Genomic DNA, 24,267 nt, shown 5'->3' on the forward strand with positions numbered 1-24,267 from the left:
CTCCTGAGTAGACCAGTCGTCTAGTAATTACGTAAATAAAAACGCCTGCTATACGCGAGGCGTAGTAATGCTGCTTTTTACATGTGCCAGTGCGCTTTCAAGCGGCACCGCACTGCGAGAAATCTTGGCCTGCAGGTTCGCGCCTAACCAGAGGGCGTATAAAACCTGCGCCTGGGTTAAAGGTTCGCCGGGAAAAGTCAGCGTTTTTTCATCGCGGCCTTTCTCCAGCGCCTGTGCCATGAGGGCGATAACCCCGCGTGCCCCTTTATCCATTGCTGTGCGCATATCTTCTGAAAGATCGCACACTTCGGCAGAAAGTTTTACCGTCAGGCAACCGCTGATGATGCCCTGCTGACAGAACTGGTTCAGCGTTTCCTGATAGAAGTGCAGAACACGATCGCGATAATTACCTTCGCCCGTGGCAAAGTGCGCTGCCAGGCGCTGATGGTAGCTGGCATAGTGCCGCTCCAGCATTGCCACGCCAAACGCCTCTTTGGACCGGAAGTAGTGATAAAACGACCCCTTCGGTACCTCAGCGGTTTTTAATAACTCGCTCAACCCCATACCGGTGAACCCGCGATGCATGCAAAGTCGCTCGCCGGTCGCCAGTAAATGTTCTCGGGTATCGTGTTCTGTATTTCTGCTCATGGCCGCACTCTAATAGACCGTTCGGTCTATTGCAAGCGTGTTCAGTGGCGACATGCGTTCAGAATATCCAGCTGTTGTTGATAAACCTTTGATTTAATGTCCATCATACCCAATACGGTAGAGAACAAATTGTCCTGCGAAACCGCATTTTTTGCTGCATGGTCACGTAAACACTGCGCGTTGACGCCGAAATTTTTCGCATAGTCTGGTGATAACCAGAACATAAACGGAATGTGCGTTTGTTGCTCTGGTGCCAGCAGATACGGCGTGCCGTGCAGATAAATCCCGCTTTCGCCCAGCGACTCCCCGTGATCCGAAAGGTAAATCAGGGCGGTATTCATGCTCGCCTGACGCGCTTTCAGGGCATCGATGGTTTTACTGACCATGCTGTCGGTATACAGGATGGTGTTGTCATAGGTATTCATTAGCGCATGGTGATCGCAATCCTGAATTTCATTGGTATCGCAGGTTGGCGTAAATTTGCGGAAATTATCCGGATAACGGCGATAGTATGCCGGGCCGTGGCTGCCCATCAGGTGGATGACCAGTACGGAGTCCTGCTTCAGGCCATCCAGAACATTGTCCAGACGGGTGAAGTTCACATCGTCAATGCAGGAGTTGTCTTTGCAGAACTGATCGAGTTTCCACTGGGTCATGTCGGTATGGGGAACGCGATCGCAGGCGCCTTTACAACCGCCATCATTGTCACGCCACAGCATATTGATCCCCGCATGGGCGAGCACGTCCAGCAACCCTTCCTGGTGATGGGCCAGGTCGGCATCGTATTTACTGCGCGTCATACCGGAGAACATGCAGGGCACGGAAACGGCCGTTTCGGTGCCGCAGGAGGAGGCCTGCGGGAAGTTAATCACATCCTGCTTTTTCAGCTCGGGGTTTGTTTCACGCCCGTAGCCATTCAAGGAGTAGTTCGCGGCGCGTGACGCTTCGCCGATGACCAGCACCAGAACGGTTTTCTTTTGTTGGCCTGCAATCAGCGGCCCTTTATGGGCATCTTCACCGATTCGGACCAGCGTTTGATCGCCTGCAAACCAGCGCATTTTGCTGTATTTGACCATCGCGCTGACATAGTTAGCGGGGGTCACCATTTTGACGATGCTTTTGTTATTGCGAAACAGCGACGCGTAGTCTTTATAAAACAGGGCGGCGATGAGGATGATAACCAGCAGGGCGCCGAGCATTGCGGCAAAACGGGTCAGCAGGGCGTACCACCATTTCCCGGTGCGAATGCGGATCATGGCCAGCACCACGGACGGAACAAGACCGGCAACGACAATCCACAGGATCATCTGCGGCGTCACCAGGGCAGTGGCTTCCTGAGAGTTGGTTTCGAACACGTTAACAATCATGTTCTGATCGATAACCGCGCCGTAGGTATACATAAAGTAAGTCGCGGCGGCGCATCCGACGGTCAAGACAATCAGCAGCGGCTTACGGATAAACGGGATATTAAGCAGACTAAAAACAATGACCCAGCCGCAAAACAGCACCAATGGAACGGACGCGGCAAAGAGGACGTCATGGATATGCGCGGGCGCGATAATTGCCCAGCTACGCTGAATAAACAGCGCGTTTAATACGGTAAAGAAAAGTGCACAGCCCAGAGTAAATTTTATATCGTTACATTGTAACTTTTTGATTAGCCACATCGATCAGAAAACCTGCAATTTTAATGATGGGGCGAGTATAGAGAACGAAGATTAGTGAAACCTTAATGCCACAAAACTGTGGTAAAGCCCTTGCACGTGGGACGTTTAGCGTCTTCACTGTAGGTGATAGTCGTTATCGGGAGGTGAGTGTGGCAGAGCAACTGGAGTTTTTCCCCATCCAGAGCCCGTGCCGGGGTATTTGTCAGGTGGATGAACGCGGATATTGCCGTGGCTGCATGCGCACGCGCGATGAGCGTTTTAACTGGCAACACTTCAGCGACACGCAGAAACAGGAGGTGCTCCGTCTCTGTCGGCAGCGACTTCTGCGCAAAATACGCGCAAACAAAGCCGGTGACACCGAAGAACCCCAGCAACCTTCACTGTTTTAACACGGTAATTGCGTATACTCATGACATCACGTCCTTGAGGAAAATGTTATGGTTCAGCGAATTACCCTTGCCCCCCAGGGGCCAGAATTCTCCCGCTTTGTGATGGGCTACTGGCGCCTTATGGACTGGAATATGTCCCCCCTCCAGCTGGCAAGCTTTATTGAAGAGCATCTCGACTTAGGGATCACCACGGTCGATCACGCTGATATTTACGGTGGCTATCAGTGTGAAGCCGCGTTCGGCGAGGCACTCAAACTGGTTCCTGCGTTACGCGAACGCATGGAGATCGTCACCAAATGCGGGATTGCCACGACGGCAAAACCGGAACATGCTCTCGGCCATTACATTACCGACAGCGCGCACATCATTAAGAGCGCCGAACAGTCGCTGGTTAACCTGGCGACCGATCATATCGATCTGTTGCTGATCCACCGCCCCGATCCGTTGATGGATGCCGATGAGGTGGCCGAAGCGTTTCTGAATCTGCATCAAAGCGGCAAAGTGCGTCATTTCGGTGTATCAAACTTTACCCCTGCACAGTTTGCGCTGCTGCAGTCTCGTCTGCCGTTTACCCTGGCCACCAACCAGGTTGAAATTTCTCCGGTTCATCAGCCGCTGCTGCTGGATGGCACGCTCGATCAGCTTCAGCAATTGCGTATCCGACCGATGGCGTGGTCGTGTCTGGGCGGCGGACGTCTGTTTAATGATGATGAATTCCAGCCGCTGCGCACTGAGCTTGAGACCATTGCCCGCGAACTGAATGCCGGGAGCATCGAACAGGTGGTGTACGCGTGGATCCTGCGTCTGCCGTCAAAACCACTGCCAATCATTGGCTCGGGCAAAATTGAACGCGTACGCGCCGCCATCGCCGCGGAAGAGTTGCAGATGACCCGTCAGCAGTGGTTCCGCATCCGCAAAGCGGCGCTGGGTTACGACGTACCGTAACCGGTAAAACGTGACTTTCCGGTGAAATCTTTGCCCCTGGTATAAACTTAAGTGGCAAAAAACAACCCGTGGAGGTCATATGAAGCGTTTTACTCTGGCTCTCGTCACGCTGGTGGTCTGTGCAGGTGCGCAGGCGGCCAGTGATGAAGTGGAAATGAATCTCGTCACCTCTCAGGGTGTAGGTCAGTCCATCGGCACGGTGAAAATCACTGAAACCGACAAGGGACTGGAATTCGCGCCCAATCTCAAAGCCCTTCCTCCTGGCGAACATGGTTTCCATGTCCATGCCAACGGTAGCTGTCAGCCCGCCTTAAAAGAGGGAAAAGCCTCGGCTGCGGAGGCGGCAGGCGGCCACCTCGACCCACAACATACCGGTAAGCATGAAGGTCCTGACGGTATGGGACATCTGGGCGATTTGCCGGTGCTGGTGGTGAATAACGACGGAAAAGCCACGGATCCCGTCGTCGCGCCGCGGCTGAAAAAGCTGGATGAAGTGAAAGGCAAGGCGCTGATGATCCATGTCGGCGGCGACAATATGTCCGATCAGCCAAAACCGCTTGGCGGTGGCGGGGCTCGCTATGCCTGCGGGGTGATGTGATCCCCAATTGTACCCGGAGCCGGTGCCTGTTCCAGCTGCGACAGCGAGCAGTGCAGGCGCCAGATTATCGAGGCTAAATCTCGTGCTGCAGGCGAGTGATGGTGCGCAAGGGTATCGCAAATTCGCTGAAGTTCAGCAAGCGTGGTTTCCAGTGGACGCTGCTGGACACCGCGTTCGCTCATGACATCGCGTAGCAGGGTGATGCAGACATCACGAACCTGCGACAGCGGGTCGGACCGTGTTTCCCATGCCCTAAGTTGCCAGACCACGTGAGAGCAGTTCAACAGCACCACGCCCCAGCGCAACAGCCAGCGGCGCGAAAGGGAGTCCTGGCTGTTATTGAGCTGGCTGACATAGTGATAGACCAGCGATTCATACTCACTTTCACGTAAATGCGGTTTTCGACTCAACTGGTCGACAAAACCTCTGCGTAACTCGCGGATATGCCGGCGACTCTTGCGCGCATCTGAACCCGGACGTAACACCGCAAATGCCAGCCATGCCAGCCCAACGCCAAGGATCTTCGCCAGATTGTCATTGAGAAAATCGGCGTAGTCATAAACCGGCGGGTTAGTGACGGAGATAAACGAGCCCATAAATACAATCAGCTGTCCCCACAGCCCCGCGAGTTTGGGCATTTGCAGCTTCAGCAGCTGCATGGTGGTTAACAGCGGGAACAGGAACAGAAGGAACTGCCACAGGTCGCTTATCTGCACCATCAACCCAAACTTCACGGCAAAACTAAACAGCGAGAGCAGCACCAGGGTGCGCAGCAGCAGCGTGAGGGAGTTGAACGGTGACGCGGCGACGGAGTACAGCACGCAGCTGATAGCAGCAAGCGTCAGGGCCGCAGGGCCTGACTCCCACTGGGTGGTGATACTCCACGCGCCAACCAGCGTGAGCGCGCAAAAGGTACGAAAACCGCTCCACAGTGCCTCCATCGAGTCTGTGTGTCGTGCCAGCGCCGGGCTACCGGGGACAGCGAACTCGGTGACCGGGGTGGCATTTTCCACGGCGTTAATCCAGCGGCTGCTGCGCAGATACAACCGGCAAAAATAGTTGAGACGCTGCCAGAAGGCGCGGTGACGGTAATCGTACTCATCAACCGGCGCGAGCGGGGCGATAATCTTCGCGACGGTGTAGATGTCGGCATCCGGGCGTGCAAGCGCCGCGAGCAGCGTTTCAATCACGGCGCGCGTATGTGCAGGGGGCGTGGGCCAGTTGAGCAGCATCCGGCGCAGGCTGGAGATTGAACTGGTCATACGCAACTGCTGATGCAACAGATAGTTCAGCAGGGTGTTCTGACGACGAAAGCGATAGTGGCTCCAGAAGGCCTGAATGCGTAACAGATTCATGGTCAGGATCTGGCCGATCACCTTTTCGTGCGCAAGACGGATGTCGTCGTTGGTATCCGGTTGCCAGAGCAGACTTGCGTGCTCCAGTAAACGGGTATGCATGGTCTTCAGGGCAGTAATAAGCGCGGTGCCATCGGAGGTGCTCGGCAGTATCATCATCATGAAACCGCCGCTCAGAATACCGACAATCACTTCACAGACGCGCGCCTGTGCGATGTCCCACAGCTCGGTGGTATCGAGCACATTCACCACCGGAAAGGCGATAATGGCGGCGGTATAGCCGGCCAGCTGGAAGGCATAGGCAACGTTATTCGTAAAGTGCGCGCAGGCCCAGGTACAAAAGCCCAGCCATATCGCCATGCTCAACAAAAAAAGCCACGGATCGTTCAGCGTATGACCTGCAATGATTAACGCTGCGGTGGCACCCAACAGGCTGCCGGCAATACGTCCAAGACTTTTGCTGATCACCCCGCCGACGGTGGGGAAACTCACCACCGCGGCAGAGGTCATTGCCCAGTAGGGCTGATCAAGGTTGAGGTAATAGGCGACAGTCAGCGCCAGACACATCGCAATGCCATTACGCAGCGCATAGCGCCACTGCGGACGTGTCGCTTTCATCCACGGCGTATTTCGCCAGGTGAAGGCCTGCAGGTTCATCAACGGGTCCCGATGGCGACGGTGCAGGTTGTGCCGGAGACCAGCGTTATGCCCTGCGGTAAATGGTCAAACTCCACACGAACCGGTACGCGCTGGGCCAGACGCACCCACGGCACGTTCGGTTTAATGTCCGGTACCAGGCCTGAATCCATTTCAACACTCTGATCGTAAATGGCGCGGCCAATACTGGAGACGTGACCCTGTAACCGCTGCGAGCCGCTGTAAAGCGTAAGGGTAGCGGGAGACCCTTCGCGAATATGGCGAAGCTTGGTCTCTTCAAAATAACCCACCACATAGAACGAGTGGCTGTCGACAAGGGCGAAAACGGGTTGCCCGGCGGTGGCATAATTCCCCACGCGGGCTGACAGGTTGGTGATCCATCCATCGACTGGCGCGGTAATAACGGTTTGTGTCAGCTCCCACTGCGCCTGTTTGAGCGTAGCCTCCGCGACGTTCACGCTCGCCTGCATGGCCTTAACGTTGATATTGGCAGTATCTAAATCTTCTGCGGAAATATAGTTGCGCGACAAATGCCGGCGGCGATTGGCTTCGTTATTGGCTTTTGCTAAATCAGACTGGGCCTTCGCCAGCTGTGCCTGGGCGTTAAGGATCGCAATATGATAGGGGGTGTCGTCGATACGGAATAACACGTCACCCTTTTTAACGTACTGGTTATCTTTCACGACAAGCGTCGTAATGCTGCCCGACACCTGTGGGGTAATGCTGACCTGCTCAGCCCGCACTTTGCCGTCACGTGTCCAGGGTGACTGCATATAAAAATTCCAGAGCCACCACCCGGCAACCAGGGCCAGGGCAAGAACAATCAGCGTGGAAAAGTACTTCAGCGTTTTCAGGGGCATATTCACCACACAATCAAGACAGCAAGGCCCAGACATACGGAAAGGGCAAACAGGGAGAGGTCCATTAACATGGGGTGCCAAATCTCGCCGGAGTACATCCAGTCGCGAAGCAGGCGATGGGCTATGAGCCAAATCATAAAGCCGACCAGGACGGCCTTAAACAAGGGCGGAAAGTAGACTGACGCACCGAAAATCAGGTCCTGAAGGGGGAGTCCCACGGAGCTTTGAAAAAACGTCACGGGCAGAGATCCTTTGCAGTGAACAAAATGCCGCGAGGGCGAGTCTTAATCTGATGGAACATCACAATTCAGTGTAAGTCATCCTTTTAAGTTCGATGAATGCAGTATTGCATTTGTTTTGCCAATACAAATGCTGCACACTATTCTAAAATCAGTATAATAACTTAGCAAGCTAATTATAAGGAGATGAAATTGGAATCGCCATTAGGTTCTGATCTGGCAAGGTTGGTACGCGTCTGGCGTGCTCTGATTGACCATCGCCTGAAACCTCTGGAATTGACACAGACGCACTGGGTCACGCTGCATAACATTCATCAGCTGCCACCCGACCAGTCACAAATTCAACTGGCAAAAGCGATCGGCATTGAGCAACCGTCACTGGTACGTACGCTTGACCAACTGGAAGAGAAAGGACTCATCTCCCGGCAAACCTGCGCCAGCGATCGTCGCGCTAAGCGGATTAAGCTCACTGAGAAAGCGGCCCCTATCATTACTGAAATGGAAGCCGTTATCACCAAAACGCGCGGCGAAATCCTTTCCGGGGTTTCACCCGCAGAGCTTGAACTGCTCATCAGCCTCATTGGACGCCTCGAGCAGAACATCCATGAGCTGCAGTCACGCGACTGACACCATCACAAGGCCTTGCTGCTGCAAGGCCTTTTTTACCTCGATACAACGACACGGTTACGCCCGGTCTCTTTCGCTTCATACATCGCCTTGTCAGCATTCTCCACGCACGCTTCAGCGGTCGTCGTCGGAGAGGTGGCGGTAAACACCCCCATGCTAATCGTGATGGATTCAGGTAACTGACCCCCGCTGCTGACCTTATCAAAACTGCTCAGCTTTAGCCGTATGCGTTCAGCCACCTGGTACGCTGCTTCCGACGAAGTATTGGTCAGCATCAGGACAAATTCTTCCCCGCCAATACGTGCCGCGATGTCCTGCGGGCGGACGGAATCCATCAGCAGGTTGGCGACAAACTGCAATACTTTGTCTCCCTGCAGATGGCCGTAGCAGTCGTTGATGCGCTTAAAACGGTCGAGATCGCTGACGATAACCGACACAGGGTGGTTGGCTTTGCTGATGCTGAGTGCCTGATTTAAGGCGTCGTAAAAATAACTGCGGTTGTAGAGGCGCGTCAGCGGGTCGCGGATCGAGTTCTGATAAGACTGCTGATACTTCATGTGCGAGTCACGATACAGGTTAAAGACGTCGTACAGCAGGACAAAAATAATCATCAGCGTCGCCACGGTTTCGAATAAGCGAGCGTGATACCAGGACGTGTCCTCAGCATGTCCGCCGGCTAACAGTAATGAGAGCGTCAGGACATAACAGACACATAAGAAATTACCGCCAACCCAAAAAAGATTCCGCACCCGGGTAATCGTCATTAACGTTGCTAATGCCACAACCCAGAGAAGAATCAAAAAGATATTTATGACCTGGCTCCAGAGAACCATAAATTGCCGGGTTTCATTATCCACCAGATCCAGCGTTATCAGTGCCGAGTGGCTGGAGCAGAACCAGGCCAGGGCGACCATAGAAACCGTAAACAGCAGTGTACCGATAACCACGGCAATATGCGCGGGGCGTGAAAGGGGATAATCCCGAATAGAATAGAGCAAGGCTGAGACTATTATCAGCACCGCCATAAGAATATGACGGAACATAAAGAAGATCATGGCGTCGTTATAGTCGACAACATTGAACTGATAGAGATCCAGCCATGATGGGAAGCTGGACAGGGTACCGGCCATCAGCATCGTCGAACCGGCGAAGGCCGAGGCGAGGGCGATAAGGTACAACCGCCGTCTGTCACACCAGTATTTCATGACCATGAAGCAGGCAATAAACAGGTGGAATACCAGCAAAAATATGGTTAGTGTCGGGAATAGCAGCGGTGAGAATGAAGGGACTAATTCGACCAGTTTTACAAAGAGACCTTGTAATATTCCAACGACGACGATGCATCCAAAACAGAATGTAATATAAGGGTTCTTAAAATATCGTTGTAGTGCAAGCATAGGGATTTGACGGAATAATAAAATTAAAAAATGTAAAGTAAGAAAGAGAGTAACAGGCGTGGAGGGTAAATACTTTGCGCAGGAACAAGATATACCGCGCTTAATGATTCATGGCGGGAATGTTTTTCGTAAATATATTGCTGATAATTATATTATATGTAAATAGATTTGTTTACTGGCTTCGCTAAACGGATTCGTTAAATGGATGTGGTCTGATGACCACATCCAGTTTGAATTAGCGTGGAGAAACGGTGACCTGGCTTCCGTTGCTCGCCAGAACAACGCGCTGGCCGGCAGAGAAACGGGTATTACCTTGTTTCTGTACTACCATGATGGTGCTGCCGTCATCTTTACGGATTTCCAGTTCTACGCCCTGGCTTTTGTTCATTGCACCCTGAACGCCCTGGCCTGCAACACCACCCGCAACGGCACCTGCTGCTGTGGCCAGCGAACGACCTGTGCCACCGCCTACGGTATTACCGAGGAAGCCACCCAGCACAGCACCGCCGATGGCGCCCATCACGTTGCTGTCATCGCCACCCTGAATTTGTACAGGACGTGCGTTAACAACGGTACCGTAAGTGACGCTCTGAACCTGTTTGGCTTCAGAAGCGCTGTACACGTCGCCAGAAAGTGAACTGTCATTCACACAGCCTGCAAGGGTTAAACCGATCAGCGAAACGCCCAGTACACGTAAAATCATTTGAATCTCCTGTTCACCAAAAACGCCCGATAGCGGGCATCCGTTATGGCTAAATTATATGGCATAAGGGGCCATAGTTCATATCTTTGCACTAACAATAAGAAAATTGTACTTGAATTTAACTTAACGAGACATAAACGGGCACCCGGCAGGTTACCTGTCTGAGATTGTTAAAAAATATTATCGCCGGATAGCAAAGCGGCGCTGTTTATGGTTGAGTGGAGAGCATTAGCCCACGCAACGTAAGGAAAGCGTATGAAATCGGGTCGCTACATTGGTGTGATGTCGGGTACCAGTCTGGATGGCGTAGACGTCGTTCTGGCCGCTATTGATGAAAACATGGTGGCACAGCAGGCGAGCCTGACTTGGCCTATCCCCCTGGCGCTGAAAGAGGACATTCTCAGTGTCTGTCAGGGGCAACAACTGACGCTTTCTCAGCTTGGTCAGCTTGATGTGCGGCTGGGGGCGCTGTTTGCCGATGCGGTACTGGCCCTGATGCATAAAGAAAAGCTTCGCCCGCAGGATGTCGTCGCCATCGGCTGTCACGGACAAACGGTCTGGCATGAGCCGGTCGGCGACGCACCGCATACCCTGCAAATCGGCGACAATAACCAGATTGTGGCGAAGACGGGCGTAACCGTAGTCGGTGATTTTCGGCGTCGCGATATTGCGCTTGGCGGGCAGGGCGCGCCGCTGGTGCCCGCTTTTCATCAGGCATTGTTGACCCATCCGACAGAGCGCCGAATGGTGCTGAACATTGGCGGTATTGCCAACCTGTCTCTGCTTATCCCGGATCAACCCGTACGCGGCTATGACACCGGCCCGGGTAACATGCTGATGGATGCCTGGATCTGGCGTCAGCGTGGTCAGGCGTATGATAAAGACGCGCAGTGGGCCAGCGAAGGCAAAGTGATCATCCCGCTGTTGCAGTCCATGCTAAGCGATCCGTACTTCGCTTTACCGGCGCCCAAAAGCACGGGGCGCGAATATTTCAACTATGGCTGGCTCGAACGTCAGCTGGCGCAGTTCCCGGCGCTTGCACCGCAGGATGTCCAGGCGACGCTCGCCGAGTTAACGGCGGTTTCGATATCGGAACAGGTTCTTCTCAGCGGTGGATGCGAACGCCTGCTGGTGTGCGGCGGTGGCAGCCGTAACCCGTTGGTGATGGCACGTCTTGCCGGGTTATTGCCAGGTACCGAGGTGACGACCACCGATGAAGCCGGCATCAGCGGCGATGATATGGAAGCGCTGGCCTTTGCCTGGCTTGCCTGGCGCACCATTGCCGGGCTTCCGGGCAATTTGCCGTCGGTGACTGGCGCACGTGAGGCCAGCGTCCTCGGGGCCATTTTCCCGGCGAATCCACGTCATAATCAGAGTTAACTGAAATTCAGCGCTGCGTGTGGTCGTTAGAATGGAATGAAACAGGAGGGCAGCCATGCCCTCCAGGACCAGGAAAGTCTTCGGAATACGCCCATGAAAAAACTTCTTCTTATTGCCGCGCCTTTATTGCTGTCAGGATGCAGCGTCTACAACCAGTTCCTTGATCGCATGCAGACCGATACCCTGGAGTATCGCTGTGATGAAAAACCGCTGACCGTTAAGCTGAACAATCCGCGTCAGGAAGCCAGTTTTGTCTACGACAACAAATTGCTCACCCTCAAGCAGGGCATTTCTGCCTCCGGCGCACGCTACACGGACGGAATTTATGTCTTCTGGTCGAAAGGCGACAGTGCCACCGTCTACAAACGCGACCGTATTGTGCTGAACAATTGCCAGCTCGAAAATCCGAAGCGTTGAGATTTTTACAGGGGCGGCGCACAATAGCGCCACCCAATGTCAATGTCAGCTAACGCCATGTCAGATAACGACGAACTGCAGCAAATTGCGCATCTGCGCCGTGAATACACCAAAGGCGGCCTGCGTCGCCAGGATCTTCCCGCCGAACCCCTCGTGCTTTTTGAACGCTGGCTGAAACAGGCCTGCGAAGCGAAACTCGCCGACCCAACGGCAATGGTTGTCGCAACGGTAGATGAAAACGGTCAACCGTATCAGCGTATCGTCCTGCTCAAACATTATGACGAGAAAGGCCTGGTGTTTTACACCAACCTGGGCAGTCGTAAGGCACACCATTTAGAAAACAATCCTCGTATCAGCCTGCTGTTCCCGTGGCATATGCTGGAGCGTCAGGTGATGGTCACCGGCAAAGCAGAGCGTCTCTCCACGCTGGAAGTGGTGAAGTATTTCCACAGCCGTCCGCGTGACAGCCAGATTGGCGCCTGGGTCTCAAAACAGTCCAGCCGTATTTCGGCGCGTGGCGTGCTTGAAAGCAAATTCCTCGAACTGAAGCAGAAATTCCAGCAGGGCGAAGTTCCGTTGCCCAGTTTCTGGGGGGGCTTCCGCATTCCGATCGAGCAGATGGAATTCTGGCAGGGCGGCGAACACCGTCTGCATGACCGCTTTTTATACCAGCGTGAAAATGGCGGCTGGAAAATCGACAGGCTGGCACCGTAATCGCCGAAATTTGTTGATTTAAGCGCTAGCGCAGGCCGCGCTTGCGCTTTATTCTATGTACCTTTCGCATCAGGCGAAAAGTCGTGTACCGGCAAAGGTGCAGTCGTTTATACATGGAGAATTTGATGGCAAGCAGTAACTTGATTAAACAATTGCAAGAGCGGGGCCTTGTGGCTCAGGTGACGGACGAGGAAGCGTTAGCAGAGCGACTGGCGCAAGGCCCGATCGCGCTCTATTGCGGCTTCGATCCTACCGCTGACAGCTTGCATTTGGGGCATCTTGTTCCATTGTTATGCCTGAAACGCTTCCAGATGGCGGGCCACAAGCCTGTCGCACTGGTTGGCGGCGCGACCGGTCTGATTGGCGACCCAAGCTTTAAAGCTGCCGAGCGTAAACTGAACACCGAAGACACCGTGCAGGAGTGGGTGGATAAGATCCGCAAACAGGTTGCGCCTTTCCTCGACTTTAACTGCGGTGACAATTCTGCGATTGCGGCCAATAACTATGACTGGTTTGGCGGCATGAACGTGCTGACCTTCCTGCGCGACATTGGCAAACACTTCTCTGTTAACCAGATGATTAACAAAGAAGCGGTGAAGCAGCGTCTGAACCGTGACGACCAGGGCATCTCCTTTACCGAGTTCTCCTACAACCTGCTGCAGGGTTATGACTTTGCTTGCCTGAATAAACTGCACGGCGTCTGCCTGCAGATTGGCGGCTCTGACCAGTGGGGCAACATCACGTCGGGTATCGATCTGACGCGTCGTCTGCACCAGAACCAGGTCTTCGGTCTGACCGTTCCACTGATCACCAAAGCCGACGGCACCAAATTTGGTAAAACCGAAGGCGGCGCGGTATGGCTTGATCCGAAGAAAACCAGCCCGTACAAATTCTACCAGTTCTGGATTAACACGGCGGATGCCGATGTTTATCGCTTCCTGAAGTTCTTCACCTTTATGGACATTGAGGCGATCAACGCTCTGGAAGAAGAAGACAAAACCAGCGGTAAAGCACCACGTGCTCAGTACGTACTGGCTGATGAAGTGACCAAACTGGTTCACGGTGAAGAAGGTCTGGCCGCGGCAAAACGCATTACTGCAAGCCTGTTCAACGGGACGCTGAGCGATCTGAGCGAAGCGGACTTCGAACAGCTGGCGCAGGATGGCGTGCCGATGGTTGAGATGGAAAAAGGTGCCGACCTGATGCAGGCGCTGGTGGACTCCGAGCTGCAGCCATCCCGCGGTCAGGCGCGTAAAACCATCGCCTCGAACGCTATCACCATTAACGGTGAAAAACAGGCCGACCCGGAATACACCTTCGCTGACAGCGATCGTCTGTATGGCCGCTACACGCTTCTGCGTCGCGGTAAGAAAAACTACTGTCTGGTCTGCTGGAAATAATTAAAAGTATCCAGGGGCGTGGGAAACCACGCCCCTTTTGTTTTTTCAGGGTTTGGTAAGTAAAAATGAAGAACATCCTCGCCATTCAGTCCCACGTTGTCTTTGGGCATGCTGGCAACAGCGCCGCGGAATTTCCGATGCGCCGCCTCGGTGCCAACGTCTGGCCCCTCAATACCGTGCAGTTCTCAAACCATACACAATACGGTCAATGGACCGGCTGCGTGATGCCGCCTTCGCACCTCACCGACATTGTGCAGGGCATTGCCAATATCGATCAGCTAAAACGCTGTGATGCGATACTGAGCGGATATCTCGGTTCGGCAGAGCAGGGAGAGCATATCCTGGGCATTGTCCGCCAGGTGAAAGCGGCAAACCCGGCGGCGAAATACTTTTGTGATCCTGTTATGGGGCATCCGGAGAAAGGCTGTATCGTGGCCCCCGGCGTGGCTGAATTCCATGTGCGTCACGCGCTGCCGGCCAGCGATATTATTGCGCCGAACCTGATTGAGCTGGAAATTCTCTGCGAGCATCCGGTGAATAGCGTAGAAGAGGCGGTAAGCGCTTCTCGCGAGCTAATAGCCCAGGGGCCGGAGATTGTCCTGGTGAAACATCTCGCGCGCGCAGGGCTGAGCAGGGACCGTTTTGAGATGCTGCTGGTGACGAAAGACGAAGCCTGGCATATCAGCCGTCCGCTGGTGGACTTCGGCATGCGTCAGCCGGTGGGTGTCGGTGATGTGACAAGCGGCTTGCTGCTGGTGAAATTACTTCAGGGGGCCACGCTGCGGGATGCGCTTGAGCATGTGACTGCTGCAGTGTACGAAATCATGAAGGCGACGAAAGAGATGCAGGAGTATGAACTGCAGGTGGTCGCGGCACAGGATCGTATCGCGAAACCGGAGCATTACTTCAGCGCGACCCGGTTATAACGATTCACGTTCCTGTCGGCCGGGTAGCGACAGCGCCACCCGGCAATACAGTGCGCCGGTCAGTTCAACCCTTCTGCTTTAAGCGCTGCAGCCACCGCAGGACGCGCGGCTATGCGATCCATGTACGATGCAATGTGGTCCAGCCCGTCCATGTTGAGCTTAATGGCCCGCGCCCAGCGCAGCACGGTGAACAGATAGGCATCGGCAATTGTAAAACGCGCGCCTCCAATCCACTGATCGTCTTTCAGCGATGCGTTAACGTACTGCAGTTTTTTCTCCAGCTGAGCACGTACGGTCGGTTTGTACTCTTCCGGCGTCTCCGGACGGAACAGCGGGGTAAAGCCTTTGTGCAGCTCGGTCGCAATGTAGTTCATCCACTCCAGCGTTTTGTAGCGAGAAACCGTGCTTACCGGTGCCAGCAATTGCCTGTCGGGCACGCTATCGGCGAGGAATTGCATAATCGCCACGCCTTCGGTCAGCAGGGTACCGTCATCCAGCAGCAGAGCCGGAACTTGTCCCTTCGGGTTAATAGCAAAAAAATCATCGCCGTTTTCCAGGCGTTTTTTCATCAGGTCAACGCCATCCAGCGTGAAATCTTTGCCGCTCTCGCGCAGGGTAATGTGGGAAGCAAGAGAGCACGCGCCCGGTTTGTAGAACAGTTTCATCGGTAACTCCTTTTTGCTGAGGTTTCAGCTATGTTAGTGCGCGAACGGGTAAAAAAAAAGCCGCTAATACATTAGCGGCTTCTGTTCAGTCGTTTCTCAGTGACATTATGCGGTTTCGGTCGCTTTCGCCGTCTTGTCGTCGTCCTGAGTCATGCGATTCAGTTTCGGCGCAGTCAGCATCATCAGAACCGCGATAACCGCAGTAGCAATACCAATCTGCATGAACACGGTACCGTAGACGTTCAGAGAGACCAGTGGGTCAGTCACGTTATCCGGCACGGCCATCAGGTTTGCAATTTTACCTGCGATGATGGCGGCACCCGCAGTGGTCAGGAACCAGCTACCCATGATGAAGCCCATCAGACGCTGAGGAACCAGTTGTGCAACCATCGCCAGGCCCAGACCGGAGATCATCAGTTCACCGATAGACTGCAGCGCGTAGCTCAGGATCAGCCAGTTAACGGAGACGATACCGGCATCAGTCGCAAATTTCGTACCCAGCGGCAGTACCAGGAATGCGCCAGAACACAGCAGCATACCGATAGCAAATTTGTGCGGCATCGGCAGACGGTCGCCCATTTTGTTATAGATAGCAGCCAGAATCGGGCTACCAATCATGATCCAGAACGGGTTCAGGGCCTGATACTGCTCCGGCTCGAACGCGATACCCAGGATTGAGTGTTCAACGTTACGGATAGCGAAGAAGTTCAGAGACGTTGGCATCTGGCTGTACAGAACGAAGAAGATAATCGCTTCCAGCATCAGGATGAAGGCCACAATCATCTTACGACGAGCGGCACCCTGCATGGCGAAGGCTTCTTTCGCGAAGATGATCACGATACCCAGCGCAACCACACCCAGAACCGCACGCGCGATGCCCTGGTTATGCAGCAGCCAGGTTGCGATTGCCGCGAGGATCACCACGCCGACAATGGTCGCCAGCAGTTTGCCAATGTGAACCGGTTCGAAGTCTGGTTTGGAGCCGTAGTCTTTTACCCAGCGTTTGCAGAAGGCAAAGTTAACCACGGTGATCAGCATACCGACAACGGACAGGGAGAACGCAACGCTCCAGCCGAATTTAGCGGCCAGCCACGGGGTTGCCAGCATGGAGAAGAAGGAACCGATGTTCACGGACATGTAGTACATGGTGAATGCACCGTCCAGACGCGGGTCATCTTTGTTGTAACAGGTAGAGAGCAGGGAAGACGGGTTCGCTTTGAACAGACCGTTACCGACGGCGATAGTCGCCATACCCATATACACCACAGCGGCATCGTGACCAGACCATGCAACCAGCGCATAGCCAACGGCCAGGACAATCGCACCCAGCATAATGACACGTTTAGTCCCGAGGACTTTATCACCCAGCCAGCCGCCGATAGCGACCAGACCGTACACCAGGGCACTGAAAGAGGAGAACAGCGTAATGGAATCTGCTTCGGACATACCCAGCTGTTTTACCAGGTAAACCGCCATGATCCCTTGCAGGCCGTAATAACCAAAACGCTCCCATAACTCGATAGAGAAGATGAGATAGAACGCTTTAGGTTGTTTAAAAGCGTTAAGACTTACGCTTTCATCTGTTGGTTTATTGTTTGCAGTCGACACATATACCTCTTTTTTTACATCCCATATTAACGGGGGTGTTCATCGCGTGATGGCCGTAGTCCATCCGCCTTATAGTTATATTGGGAGGAGAAACGGCGGGTAATGTTCACTATCCTGCACCGTCTGGCAATACGTTTGTAATAATCTGTTACATATAACTGGGCCGCTATAATCGGCGGTTCATACAAATGTTATTCAGCGTTAAATTTCATACGATCTGTAAAGGGAGTTTTTTTGACTGGCATTCACCCGTATTTTGCCCTCAATGGCGATATGTTCTGCTATTTGAGGTTTATTGCAGTAATATAGCCCATATTCTGAAAAATAGCTGGTCTTATGTGTTGCTCATGATGAGTTTGATCTTGTCTGGCAAAGGGTTTACGCCGCTTTTAACAACAAAAATTCAACACGAAGTTATCAGGGTGATCTTGATCACATATGTATAGAAATTTTCGGCTATGAAAAAAGTATTAACCTGTTTGAGCGTTAAAGGCTCGAACAAGTGATAAGGGAAGCGGTAAGGAAGGCGGATAAATTATGGTCAAAAGAAGGTCTTCTGGTAGACCCTCTCTTGGTAAGGAATTGGCGTTGCGTCAGAAAACGGAAAGCGGAAGATATCAGGGATACACTTTCTCTTTGTACTCGCAGAGATCTTCGATAATACAGGAGCCACAGCGAGGCTTACGGGCAATACAGGTATAACGGCCATGGAGAATGAGCCAGTGATGGCAATCCACCTTAAATTCGGCGGGAACCACTTTTAGCAGTTTCTCTTCAACCTGCTCGACATTCTTGCCCGGTGCGAAGTTCGTGCGGTTAGAGACGCGGAAAATATGGGTATCAACGGCGATAGTCGGCCAGCCAAACGCGGTGTTAAGTACCACATTCGCAGTCTTACGTCCCACGCCGGGTAATGCTTCCAGCGCGGCGCGATCTTCCGGCACTTCACCCCCGTGCTGTTCCAGCAGGATCCGGCAGGTTTTGATCACGTTCTCAGCCTTGCTGTTAAACAGACCGATGGTTTTGATATAGGACTTCACCCCGTCCACGCCCAGCTCCAGCATCGCCTTTGGCGTGTTGGCGACCGGATAAAGCAGGGCGGTCGCCTTATTAACGCTCACGTCGGTAGCCTGCGCAGAGAGCAGCACGGCGATCAATAGCTCGAACGGGGAGTTAAAATTCAGCTCCGTCGTCGGGTGTGGGTTCTCATCCCGCAGACGGGTCAGGATCGCAATGCGCTTTTCTTTATTCATGAGGCCTTCTCGGGTATCCCTTCCTGTACGCTGCGCTCAGCCGCGCGGCGCTTACGTTTTTCATCAATCAGATATTTTATCGCCAGCATCATGCCGAGGCCAATAAACGCGCCTGGCGGCAGCATGGCCAGCAGGAACGGCGTATCGGTGTGGAAGACTTCGATGCGCAGCGCTTTAGCCCAGCCGCCGAGCAGCGCATCTGCGCCATCAAACAGCGTTCCGTTACCCAGGATCTCACGCATTGAACCGAGCACGAACATGGCACCGGTTGCCCCCATACCAATAGAGAAACCATCCAGAGCCGACATCGCCGGGCTGTTTTTCACGGCAAAAGCTTCCGCGCGCCCGACCACAATACAGTTGGTTACGATGAGGGGAATAAAGATCCCGAGCGACTGATACAGACCGAACGCATAAGCGTTAATCAGCATCTGGACGATACTCACCACCGACGCGATGATCATGACGTAAATCGGAATACGGATTTCCGATGGCGTCCAGCGGCGCAGGGCAGAGATGGACAGGTTGGTCAGGGTGAGAACCAGCGTGGTTGCCAGCCCCAGACCCAGCGCGTTGGTGGCGGTGGATGTCACTGCCAGCAGCGGACACATCCCCAGCAGCTGTACCAGCGCGGAGTTGTTCTTCCACAATCCCTGGACGATAACCTCTTTAACCTGGCTCATGATTACTCCTCACAGGCCGGAAGATTGTTCATCTGCGCGGGCAGCGTTTCCGCATACAGCCCGGCTCGTTTTACGGCATTGACCACGGCCCGTGGGGTAATGGTTGCCCCCGTGAACTGGTCAAACTCGCCGCCATCCTTTTTCACAGCAAATGCAGGATCCGCTTCGCCGTGGATCACTTTTCCGGCAAAATGCAAAATCCAGTCGCTCAGACGGGTTTCAATTTTATCCCCCAGGCCTGGCGTCTCATGATGTTCCGTCACGCGCGTACCCAACACGGTACCGGAGAAATCGCTGCCGACCAGCAGTTGAATCGCCCCGGAGTAGCCATCGGGCGCCGTCGCTTCCATTACCGCGCCTACCGCGTTATCCCCCTTACGGGCAATAAAGACGCGGTGCGGGCCTTTGCCTAACTGAGGTGCCTGGACCACGAAGCAACTTTTCTGCAGGTCATTATCGTAGAAATCAGGGGGGATCACCTGATCGAACAGGGCTTTTTGCTGCTTCACCGCCTGTTCGTCGATGGTCGATTTGGTCAGGTTGTTCACCAGGGCCGTCAGTCCGGTGAGGACCGCGGCGAAAATGGCCAGCGTGACGCCGTGTTTTTGCATTGTTTTCAGCATCGCGAAACCCTTAACGGTGGCCGTACACGCGCGGACGCGTGTAGTAGTCGATGAGCGGAACGGTGATGTTTGCAAGCAGAACCGCGAATGCCACACCGTCCGGGTAACCGCCAAAGCTGCGGATGAGCCACACCAGCAAGCCGGCCAGTGCACCGAAGATCAGGCGGCCACGGTTCGTGGTAGATGCCGTTACCGGATCGGTCAGGATAAAGAACGCACCCAGCATGGTTGCCCCCGAGAGCAGATGCATCTGTGGGCTGGCGAGCGATTCTGGCGAGAACACCCATCCCAGTGTGGCGCAGACCGCCAGCGTCACGAGGAAGCTGACCGGAATATGCCAGCGGATCGCTTTCTGCTGCAGCAGGAAGAGCCCGCCCAGCAAATAAGCAAGGTTCACCCACTGCCAGCCCGCGCCCGCCAGCATGCCGCTGAAGATGGCAGATTTCATAATCTGATCGACGGAGTGCCCGGCATGCAGGGAGGTTTTAAACGTATCGAGTGGTGTGGCCTGGCTGATGCCATCCACGCCCATACGCAGCGCGTTCATATCCGCACCGAGCGCGGTATGGCCGGTAAAGATAACGTGCAGGGCATCCATAAAGCCGGGTACCGTCGCGGCAATGTCATGCGGCGGCAACCAGCTGGTCATCTGAACCGGGAAGGAGATCAGCAGTACGACGTAGCCAATCATCGCCGGGTTGAACGGGTTATGGCCCAGCCCACCATAAAGTTGTTTGGCAATAATGACTGCAAACACCGTACCGAGCACCACCATCCACCACGGAGCAAACGGTGGAATACTGATTGCCAGCAACAGGCCAGTCAGCAGTGCTGAGTTATCGGCAAGGATGCGGGAAACCGCCAGCTTACGCAGTTTAAGCACCAGGGCTTCTGCCCCTAAGGCGCTGGCACAACCCAGCACTATCTGGAACAGCGTTCCCCAGCCGAAAAACCAGCACTGAACGGCAATGCCCGGCAGCGCCGCCAGGCACACCAGCATCATGATGCGTGATGTCTGGCGCTGATTATGGGTGTAAGGGGAACTTGCGATTCTGAAAACCATTTAATCCTCGTTAACTGCTTGCTGTGCGGCTTTCTTCGCCTGAACGCGCGCAATGGCGGCGGCGACTGCGGCTTTACGTGGGTCGTCGTTTGCGGCCGGCTGCTGTTCTTCCTGCTGCGCTGCTTTACGGGCCTTGGCGCGGGCAATGGCGGCTTCAACAGCCGCCTTACGCGGGTCGACAGGTGCTTCAGGTTCAGCGGCTTCAGGCTGCGCCGCCGCTTTACGCGCTTTGGCACGGGCAATGGCGGCTTCGACAGCCGCTTTACGCGGGTCGACGGGGGCTTCAGGCGTAGCGGTTTCAGTCTGCGCCGCTGCTTTGCGCGCTTTAGCGCGCGCGATCGCCGCTTCAACAGCCGCTTTACGGGGATCTACGGCCTCCACTTCTTGCTCAACCACCACGTTTTGCTCGCCGACTTTGCGCGCTTTGGCGCGCGCGATCGCCGCTTCAACAGCCGCCTTACGGGGATCTACGGCCTCCGCGTCTTGTTCAACTACCACGTTTTGCTCGCCGGCCTTACGGGCTTTGGCGCGGGCAATGGCGGCTTCAACGGCGGCTTTACGCGGATCGATCTCAGCGTCAGAGGAGGCTGACTGTGCTTTTTCTGCCTGACGGGCGCGCGCAGCCGCTTTACGCGCTTCGCGGGCGGCAATCGCTTCGCTGTTATCCGGTTTTTCACCGGCCGGGATCACCACAGTCTGGGCTGCCGTCGCTTTTTTCTCCCGCACGCGTGCCAGTGCGGCATTAATCGCATCCTGGTCTTTTTCGCCGGGCTGAACTGCTGCCTGTTTGTGACGCGCCTGACGGGCCAGTTTTTCACGTTCCAGACGAGCCTGACGCGCTTCAAAACGTGCTTTCGCTTCGGCTGCGCGTTTCTCTTCCATGGAGATGGCATAAATCTCGGCCTTCTCCTGGCGGAAGTACTGCACCAGAGGAATGTTACTTGGGCAGACCCAGGCGCAGGCACCGCATTCGATGCAGTCGGCCAGGTTATGGGCCTGCGCTTTATCGTGCAGCTGACCTTTGCTGTACCAGTACAACTGTTGCGGAAGTAAATCCGCCGGACAGGCATCGGCACAGGCGCTGCAGCGGATACAGCCTTTCTCCTCCTGCTCTTCACCCATTTCGGTCGGGGAGGGGGCAAGCAGGCAGTTTGTGATTTTTACTACCGGGACATCGAGCCACGGCAGGGTAAAGCCCATCAGCGGGCCACCCATGATCACCATCTGGTCGCTGCCCGGGCAAAAATCAGCCTGTTCCAGCAGATGACGAACCGGCGTACCCAGACGCGCCCAGACGTTGCCCGGACGTGCGACAGATTCACCGGTCAGCGTAACCACGCGCTCGGTCAGCGGTTCACCGTCCACCACCGCACGTTTCACGGCGTAGGCTGTCCCGACGTTTTGCATCAGCACCCCGATGTCCGAAGAGCGTCCGCCATGCGGAACCTGCTTGCCGGTCAGAATTTGCGTCAGCTGTTTGGCGCCGCCAGAGGGGTACTTGGTTGGGATAACGCGCAGGCCGATATCGTGGCTGCCGTTGAGGACGGCGCGCAGCATCGAAATAGCCTGTGGCTTGTTATCTTCAATGCCAATCAGCACTTCGCGCGGCTGCAGAATATGGGCAAGAATGCGGATCCCTTCCACGACCTGCGCGGCGCAGTCCTGCATCAGACGATCGTCGGCGGTGATGTAGGGTTCACATTCTGCTGCATTGATGATCAGGGTCTGAATTTTATCGCCACCGCCGTGCAGTTTGACGCCGGTAGGGAACCCTGCGCCGCCCAGGCCGGCAACGCCGAATTGATGAATACGCTCGATAAGCGCTTCGCGGCTCCGGTTGCGGTAGTCGCTCCAGCCGTCACGGTCGATCCAGCGGTCTTCTCCGTCGGCTTCAATAATGACGCTCAGTTCGGAGAGCGCAGAGGGGTGTGCAACGGTATGGGGGGCGATCGCCACCACTGTACCGGACGTCGGAGCGTGGACCGGCAGCATACGTCCGCGACCGAATGTTAACGGCTGGCCGCGAAGGACGGTATCGCCTTCTTTCACGCACAGTTCACCCTCAGCACCGATATGCTGTTTCAGCGGCATGACGTAACGGGACGCCAGCGGAATTTGGCGCAGCGGCGTGCCGTTGGACTGGGTTTTCATTTCAGGTGGATGGATACCACCGTCAAAGTCCCAAATCTTCTCTTTTCTGAAAGCAGAAAATAACTTAAGCATGTTGTTCCACAGGAATGATGCGAACCGGAATGGTTTGAAGATCCCACTTCCAGCTTTCGGTAGTCGGTTCAACCGGGCGCAACGTTATACATTGCGTCGGGCAGGGTGCCACGCAGAGGTTACAGCCGGTGCACAGATCCGCCACGACGGTGTGCATGGCACGGGTTGCGCCAACTATGGCGTCGACAGGGCATGCCTGAATGCATTTTGTGCAGCCGATGCAGTTCGCTTCGTCAATCACGGCGAGGGCGCGAACCGGCTCCTGCACATCTTCATCGCCGTCAACAGGTTGCGGGTCAACGTTAAGCAGGGCGGCTATTTTCAGCATTACCGCTTCACCGCCGGGTGCGCAGCGGTTAATTTTTTCACCCTGCACGCCTACCGCTTCGGCATAGGGACGGCAGCCAGGATAGCCACACTGACCGCACTGGCTTTGCGGCAGAAGCTCATCGATTTTTTCTACAACAGGGTCGTCCTCTACCGCGAAACGGCGGGAGGCGTAACCCAGAATAAGGCCAAACACCAACCCCAGCACGCTGATAGAGGCGATGGCTATCCAGATAGTACTCATTACAACTTCACCAGACCACTAAAGCCCATAAAGGCCAGAGACATTAAACCTGCTGTCACCAGGGCGATCGCGTTACCGCGGAATGGCGCAGGGATATCCGCTGCTGCCAGGCGCTCGCGAATCGAGGCGAACAGCACCATCACCAGAGAGAAACCGACGGCGGCAGAAAAACCGTACAGCGCCGATTGCATGAAGTTATGCCCAAGGTTGATGTTCAGCAGCGCCACGCCAAGTACTGCACAGTTGGTGGTAATCAGCGGCAGGAAGATACCCAGCAGGCGATAGAGAGCCGGGCTGGTTTTACGCACCACCATTTCTGTGAATTGCACTACCACCGCGATGACCAGAATAAAGGACAACGTACGCAGATAGATTAAATCCAGCGGGATGAGGATCCAGCTATCAATCAACCACGCGCAGATAGACGCCATCGTCATCACGAAGGTGGTGGCCAGCCCCATGCCCATCGCAGTTTCCAGCTTTTTGGAAACCCCCATAAATGGACACAGGCCAAGGAACTTCACCAGGACGAAGTTGTTAACCAGCACAGTGCCGACAAAGAGCAGTAAGTAATCGGTCATTATTTAGCCTGAAATAAAAAAGCCGCCTATTATCGGACAAACCACCGCAGGCGACAACAGGTTATCTGTAAGGTT

At 54.6% G+C, this 24,267-nt stretch carries 25 protein-coding genes; 9 read left to right on the plus strand and 16 right to left on the minus strand.

The window, feature by feature from the left end; genetic code table 11:
• Window positions 1–48: 48 nt before the first annotated feature.
• Both QRN24_RS02930 and eptA read right to left on the minus strand, forming a co-directional pair.
• Complete coding sequence (locus tag QRN24_RS02930; protein ID WP_014169778.1) at window positions 49–648, minus strand: TetR/AcrR family transcriptional regulator; 600 nt, start codon at window positions 646–648, stop codon at window positions 49–51.
• A gap of 41 nt (window positions 649–689) precedes the next feature.
• Window positions 690–2,315, minus strand: a complete 1,626-nt coding sequence (eptA, locus tag QRN24_RS02935) for a phosphoethanolamine transferase EptA (RefSeq protein ID WP_032678018.1) — start codon at window positions 2,313–2,315, stop codon at window positions 690–692.
• A 149-nt stretch (window positions 2,316–2,464) separates the two neighbouring features.
• Here eptA and QRN24_RS02940 point away from each other — a divergent pair, with 149 nt between their 5' ends.
• The 3 genes from QRN24_RS02940 to sodC all read left to right on the plus strand — a co-directional run bounded on the left by QRN24_RS02940 (window position 2,465) and on the right by sodC (window position 4,247).
• Entirely contained in the window at window positions 2,465–2,704 is a 240-nt protein-coding gene (locus tag QRN24_RS02940) for a DUF1289 domain-containing protein (protein ID WP_020884337.1), read from the plus strand.
• 48 nt (window positions 2,705–2,752) lie between these two features.
• Entirely contained in the window at window positions 2,753–3,649 is an 897-nt protein-coding gene (locus tag QRN24_RS02945) for an aldo/keto reductase (RefSeq protein WP_014169781.1), read from the plus strand.
• Window positions 3,650–3,728: 79 nt separating this feature from the next.
• Entirely contained in the window at window positions 3,729–4,247 is a 519-nt protein-coding gene (sodC, locus tag QRN24_RS02950) for a superoxide dismutase [Cu-Zn] SodC (RefSeq protein ID WP_020884336.1), read from the plus strand.
• On the opposite strand, the gene QRN24_RS02955 is transcribed toward sodC, so the two are convergent.
• Genes QRN24_RS02955 through QRN24_RS02965 form a run of 3 tightly spaced genes read right to left on the minus strand, consistent with a single transcriptional unit; the run spans window position 4,226 to window position 7,358 of the window.
• Window positions 4,226–6,259, minus strand: coding sequence for an FUSC family protein (locus QRN24_RS02955; protein WP_284942319.1), 2,034 nt, complete (start codon window positions 6,257–6,259; stop codon window positions 4,226–4,228). The genes sodC and QRN24_RS02955 overlap by 22 nt on opposite strands.
• Window positions 6,259–7,119, minus strand: a complete 861-nt coding sequence (locus tag QRN24_RS02960; protein ID WP_068794549.1) for an efflux RND transporter periplasmic adaptor subunit — start codon at window positions 7,117–7,119, stop codon at window positions 6,259–6,261. Before QRN24_RS02960 ends, QRN24_RS02955 begins: the two co-directional genes overlap by 1 nt.
• Window positions 7,120–7,121: 2 nt before the next feature.
• The gene (locus QRN24_RS02965) at window positions 7,122–7,358 is read right to left on the minus strand and encodes a DUF1656 domain-containing protein (RefSeq protein WP_020884333.1); all 237 of its coding nucleotides are present in this window, start codon (window positions 7,356–7,358) and stop codon (window positions 7,122–7,124) included.
• Between the two features lie 186 nt (window positions 7,359–7,544).
• On the opposite strand from QRN24_RS02965, the gene slyA reads away from it, so the two are divergent.
• A complete protein-coding gene (gene slyA / locus QRN24_RS02970; RefSeq protein ID WP_014169785.1) occupies window positions 7,545–7,985 on the plus strand; it encodes a transcriptional regulator SlyA in 441 nt (146 codons plus the stop codon).
• Between the two features lie 35 nt (window positions 7,986–8,020).
• On the opposite strand, the gene QRN24_RS02975 is transcribed toward slyA, so the two are convergent.
• Together QRN24_RS02975 and slyB are read right to left on the minus strand one after the other, a co-directional pair.
• Window positions 8,021–9,382, minus strand: coding sequence for a sensor domain-containing diguanylate cyclase (locus QRN24_RS02975; protein ID WP_138278257.1), 1,362 nt, complete (start codon window positions 9,380–9,382; stop codon window positions 8,021–8,023).
• A 235-nt stretch (window positions 9,383–9,617) separates the two neighbouring features.
• Window positions 9,618–10,085: an outer membrane lipoprotein SlyB gene (gene slyB, locus QRN24_RS02980; RefSeq protein ID WP_014169789.1), complete on the minus strand. Its 468-nt coding sequence runs from the start codon at window positions 10,083–10,085 to the stop codon at window positions 9,618–9,620.
• Between the two features lie 255 nt (window positions 10,086–10,340).
• Between slyB and anmK the strand changes: the two genes are divergently transcribed.
• From anmK to pdxY, 5 genes are all read left to right on the plus strand, one after another.
• Window positions 10,341–11,465, plus strand: a complete 1,125-nt coding sequence (gene anmK / locus QRN24_RS02985) for an anhydro-N-acetylmuramic acid kinase (RefSeq protein WP_020884330.1) — start codon at window positions 10,341–10,343, stop codon at window positions 11,463–11,465.
• A gap of 93 nt (window positions 11,466–11,558) precedes the next feature.
• On the plus strand, window positions 11,559–11,882 hold the full coding sequence (mliC, locus tag QRN24_RS02990; protein WP_020884329.1) for a C-type lysozyme inhibitor: 324 nt from the start codon (window positions 11,559–11,561) through the stop codon (window positions 11,880–11,882).
• Window positions 11,883–11,939: 57 nt separating this feature from the next.
• On the plus strand, window positions 11,940–12,596 hold the full coding sequence (gene pdxH / locus QRN24_RS02995) for a pyridoxamine 5'-phosphate oxidase (RefSeq protein ID WP_025204349.1): 657 nt from the start codon (window positions 11,940–11,942) through the stop codon (window positions 12,594–12,596).
• A 125-nt stretch (window positions 12,597–12,721) separates the two neighbouring features.
• Window positions 12,722–13,996, plus strand: a complete 1,275-nt coding sequence (gene tyrS, locus QRN24_RS03000) for a tyrosine--tRNA ligase (RefSeq protein WP_025204348.1) — start codon at window positions 12,722–12,724, stop codon at window positions 13,994–13,996.
• Between the two features lie 65 nt (window positions 13,997–14,061).
• Window positions 14,062–14,922, plus strand: a complete 861-nt coding sequence (gene pdxY / locus QRN24_RS03005; protein WP_014169794.1) for a pyridoxal kinase PdxY — start codon at window positions 14,062–14,064, stop codon at window positions 14,920–14,922.
• A 59-nt stretch (window positions 14,923–14,981) separates the two neighbouring features.
• Here the strand turns inward: pdxY and gstA are convergent, their stop codons facing one another.
• The 9 genes from gstA to rsxA form a co-directional block, all read right to left on the minus strand.
• Entirely contained in the window at window positions 14,982–15,587 is a 606-nt protein-coding gene (gene gstA / locus QRN24_RS03010; RefSeq protein WP_284942320.1) for a glutathione transferase GstA, read from the minus strand.
• Window positions 15,588–15,692: 105 nt separating this feature from the next.
• Window positions 15,693–17,195, minus strand: coding sequence for a dipeptide/tripeptide permease DtpA (gene dtpA, locus QRN24_RS03015; RefSeq protein ID WP_284942321.1), 1,503 nt, complete (start codon window positions 17,193–17,195; stop codon window positions 15,693–15,695).
• A 617-nt stretch (window positions 17,196–17,812) separates the two neighbouring features.
• Window positions 17,813–18,448 (minus strand): endonuclease III, encoded by a 636-nt coding sequence (gene nth, locus QRN24_RS03020; RefSeq protein WP_014169797.1) that lies wholly within the window; start codon window positions 18,446–18,448, stop codon window positions 17,813–17,815.
• The gene (locus tag QRN24_RS03025) at window positions 18,445–19,131 is read right to left on the minus strand and encodes an electron transport complex subunit E (RefSeq protein WP_020884326.1); all 687 of its coding nucleotides are present in this window, start codon (window positions 19,129–19,131) and stop codon (window positions 18,445–18,447) included. The genes nth and QRN24_RS03025 overlap by 4 nt, the downstream gene beginning before the upstream one ends.
• 2 nt (window positions 19,132–19,133) lie before the next feature.
• Window positions 19,134–19,754 (minus strand): electron transport complex subunit RsxG, encoded by a 621-nt coding sequence (rsxG, locus tag QRN24_RS03030; RefSeq protein ID WP_020884325.1) that lies wholly within the window; start codon window positions 19,752–19,754, stop codon window positions 19,134–19,136.
• 10 nt (window positions 19,755–19,764) lie between these two features.
• Window positions 19,765–20,817 carry an electron transport complex subunit RsxD gene (rsxD, locus tag QRN24_RS03035; RefSeq protein WP_014169800.1) on the minus strand — a complete coding sequence of 351 codons (1,053 nt, stop codon included), beginning with the start codon at window positions 20,815–20,817 and terminating at the stop codon, window positions 19,765–19,767.
• Complete coding sequence (gene rsxC / locus QRN24_RS03040) at window positions 20,818–23,040, minus strand: electron transport complex subunit RsxC (protein ID WP_284942322.1); 2,223 nt, start codon at window positions 23,038–23,040, stop codon at window positions 20,818–20,820. It lies immediately after the preceding gene.
• Window positions 23,033–23,611 carry an electron transport complex subunit RsxB gene (gene rsxB / locus QRN24_RS03045; RefSeq protein ID WP_014169802.1) on the minus strand — a complete coding sequence of 193 codons (579 nt, stop codon included), beginning with the start codon at window positions 23,609–23,611 and terminating at the stop codon, window positions 23,033–23,035. The genes rsxC and rsxB overlap by 8 nt, the downstream gene beginning before the upstream one ends.
• Complete coding sequence (gene rsxA / locus QRN24_RS03050; protein ID WP_284942323.1) at window positions 23,611–24,192, minus strand: electron transport complex subunit RsxA; 582 nt, start codon at window positions 24,190–24,192, stop codon at window positions 23,611–23,613. Before rsxA ends, rsxB begins: the two co-directional genes overlap by 1 nt.
• Window positions 24,193–24,267: the final 75 nt, after the last annotated feature.

It is taken from the genome of Enterobacter sp. MEB024, from assembly GCF_030209635.1.
Taxonomy (GTDB): Bacteria; Pseudomonadota; Gammaproteobacteria; order Enterobacterales; family Enterobacteriaceae; genus Enterobacter; species Enterobacter ludwigii.

Coding starts and splice junctions, on each gene's coding strand:
- QRN24_RS02930 (WP_014169778.1), bottom strand. CDS start 648: ATGAGCAGAAATACAGAACACGATACCCGAGAACATTTACTGGCGACC.
- eptA (WP_032678018.1), bottom strand. CDS start 2,315: ATGTGGCTAATCAAAAAGTTACAATGTAACGATATAAAATTTACTCTG.
- QRN24_RS02945 (WP_014169781.1), top strand. CDS start 2,753: ATGGTTCAGCGAATTACCCTTGCCCCCCAGGGGCCAGAATTCTCCCGC.
- sodC (WP_020884336.1), top strand. CDS start 3,729: ATGAAGCGTTTTACTCTGGCTCTCGTCACGCTGGTGGTCTGTGCAGGT.
- QRN24_RS02955 (WP_284942319.1), bottom strand. CDS start 6,259: ATGAACCTGCAGGCCTTCACCTGGCGAAATACGCCGTGGATGAAAGCG.
- QRN24_RS02960 (WP_068794549.1), bottom strand. CDS start 7,119: ATGCCCCTGAAAACGCTGAAGTACTTTTCCACGCTGATTGTTCTTGCC.
- slyA (WP_014169785.1), top strand. CDS start 7,545: ATGAAATTGGAATCGCCATTAGGTTCTGATCTGGCAAGGTTGGTACGC.
- QRN24_RS02975 (WP_138278257.1), bottom strand. CDS start 9,382: ATGCTTGCACTACAACGATATTTTAAGAACCCTTATATTACATTCTGT.
- slyB (WP_014169789.1), bottom strand. CDS start 10,085: ATGATTTTACGTGTACTGGGCGTTTCGCTGATCGGTTTAACCCTTGCA.
- anmK (WP_020884330.1), top strand. CDS start 10,341: ATGAAATCGGGTCGCTACATTGGTGTGATGTCGGGTACCAGTCTGGAT.
- mliC (WP_020884329.1), top strand. CDS start 11,559: ATGAAAAAACTTCTTCTTATTGCCGCGCCTTTATTGCTGTCAGGATGC.
- pdxH (WP_025204349.1), top strand. CDS start 11,940: ATGTCAGATAACGACGAACTGCAGCAAATTGCGCATCTGCGCCGTGAA.
- tyrS (WP_025204348.1), top strand. CDS start 12,722: ATGGCAAGCAGTAACTTGATTAAACAATTGCAAGAGCGGGGCCTTGTG.
- pdxY (WP_014169794.1), top strand. CDS start 14,062: ATGAAGAACATCCTCGCCATTCAGTCCCACGTTGTCTTTGGGCATGCT.
- gstA (WP_284942320.1), bottom strand. CDS start 15,587: ATGAAACTGTTCTACAAACCGGGCGCGTGCTCTCTTGCTTCCCACATT.
- nth (WP_014169797.1), bottom strand. CDS start 18,448: ATGAATAAAGAAAAGCGCATTGCGATCCTGACCCGTCTGCGGGATGAG.
- QRN24_RS03025 (WP_020884326.1), bottom strand. CDS start 19,131: ATGAGCCAGGTTAAAGAGGTTATCGTCCAGGGATTGTGGAAGAACAAC.
- rsxG (WP_020884325.1), bottom strand. CDS start 19,754: ATGCTGAAAACAATGCAAAAACACGGCGTCACGCTGGCCATTTTCGCC.
- rsxD (WP_014169800.1), bottom strand. CDS start 20,817: ATGGTTTTCAGAATCGCAAGTTCCCCTTACACCCATAATCAGCGCCAG.
- rsxC (WP_284942322.1), bottom strand. CDS start 23,040: ATGCTTAAGTTATTTTCTGCTTTCAGAAAAGAGAAGATTTGGGACTTT.
- rsxB (WP_014169802.1), bottom strand. CDS start 23,611: ATGAGTACTATCTGGATAGCCATCGCCTCTATCAGCGTGCTGGGGTTG.
- rsxA (WP_284942323.1), bottom strand. CDS start 24,192: ATGACCGATTACTTACTGCTCTTTGTCGGCACTGTGCTGGTTAACAAC.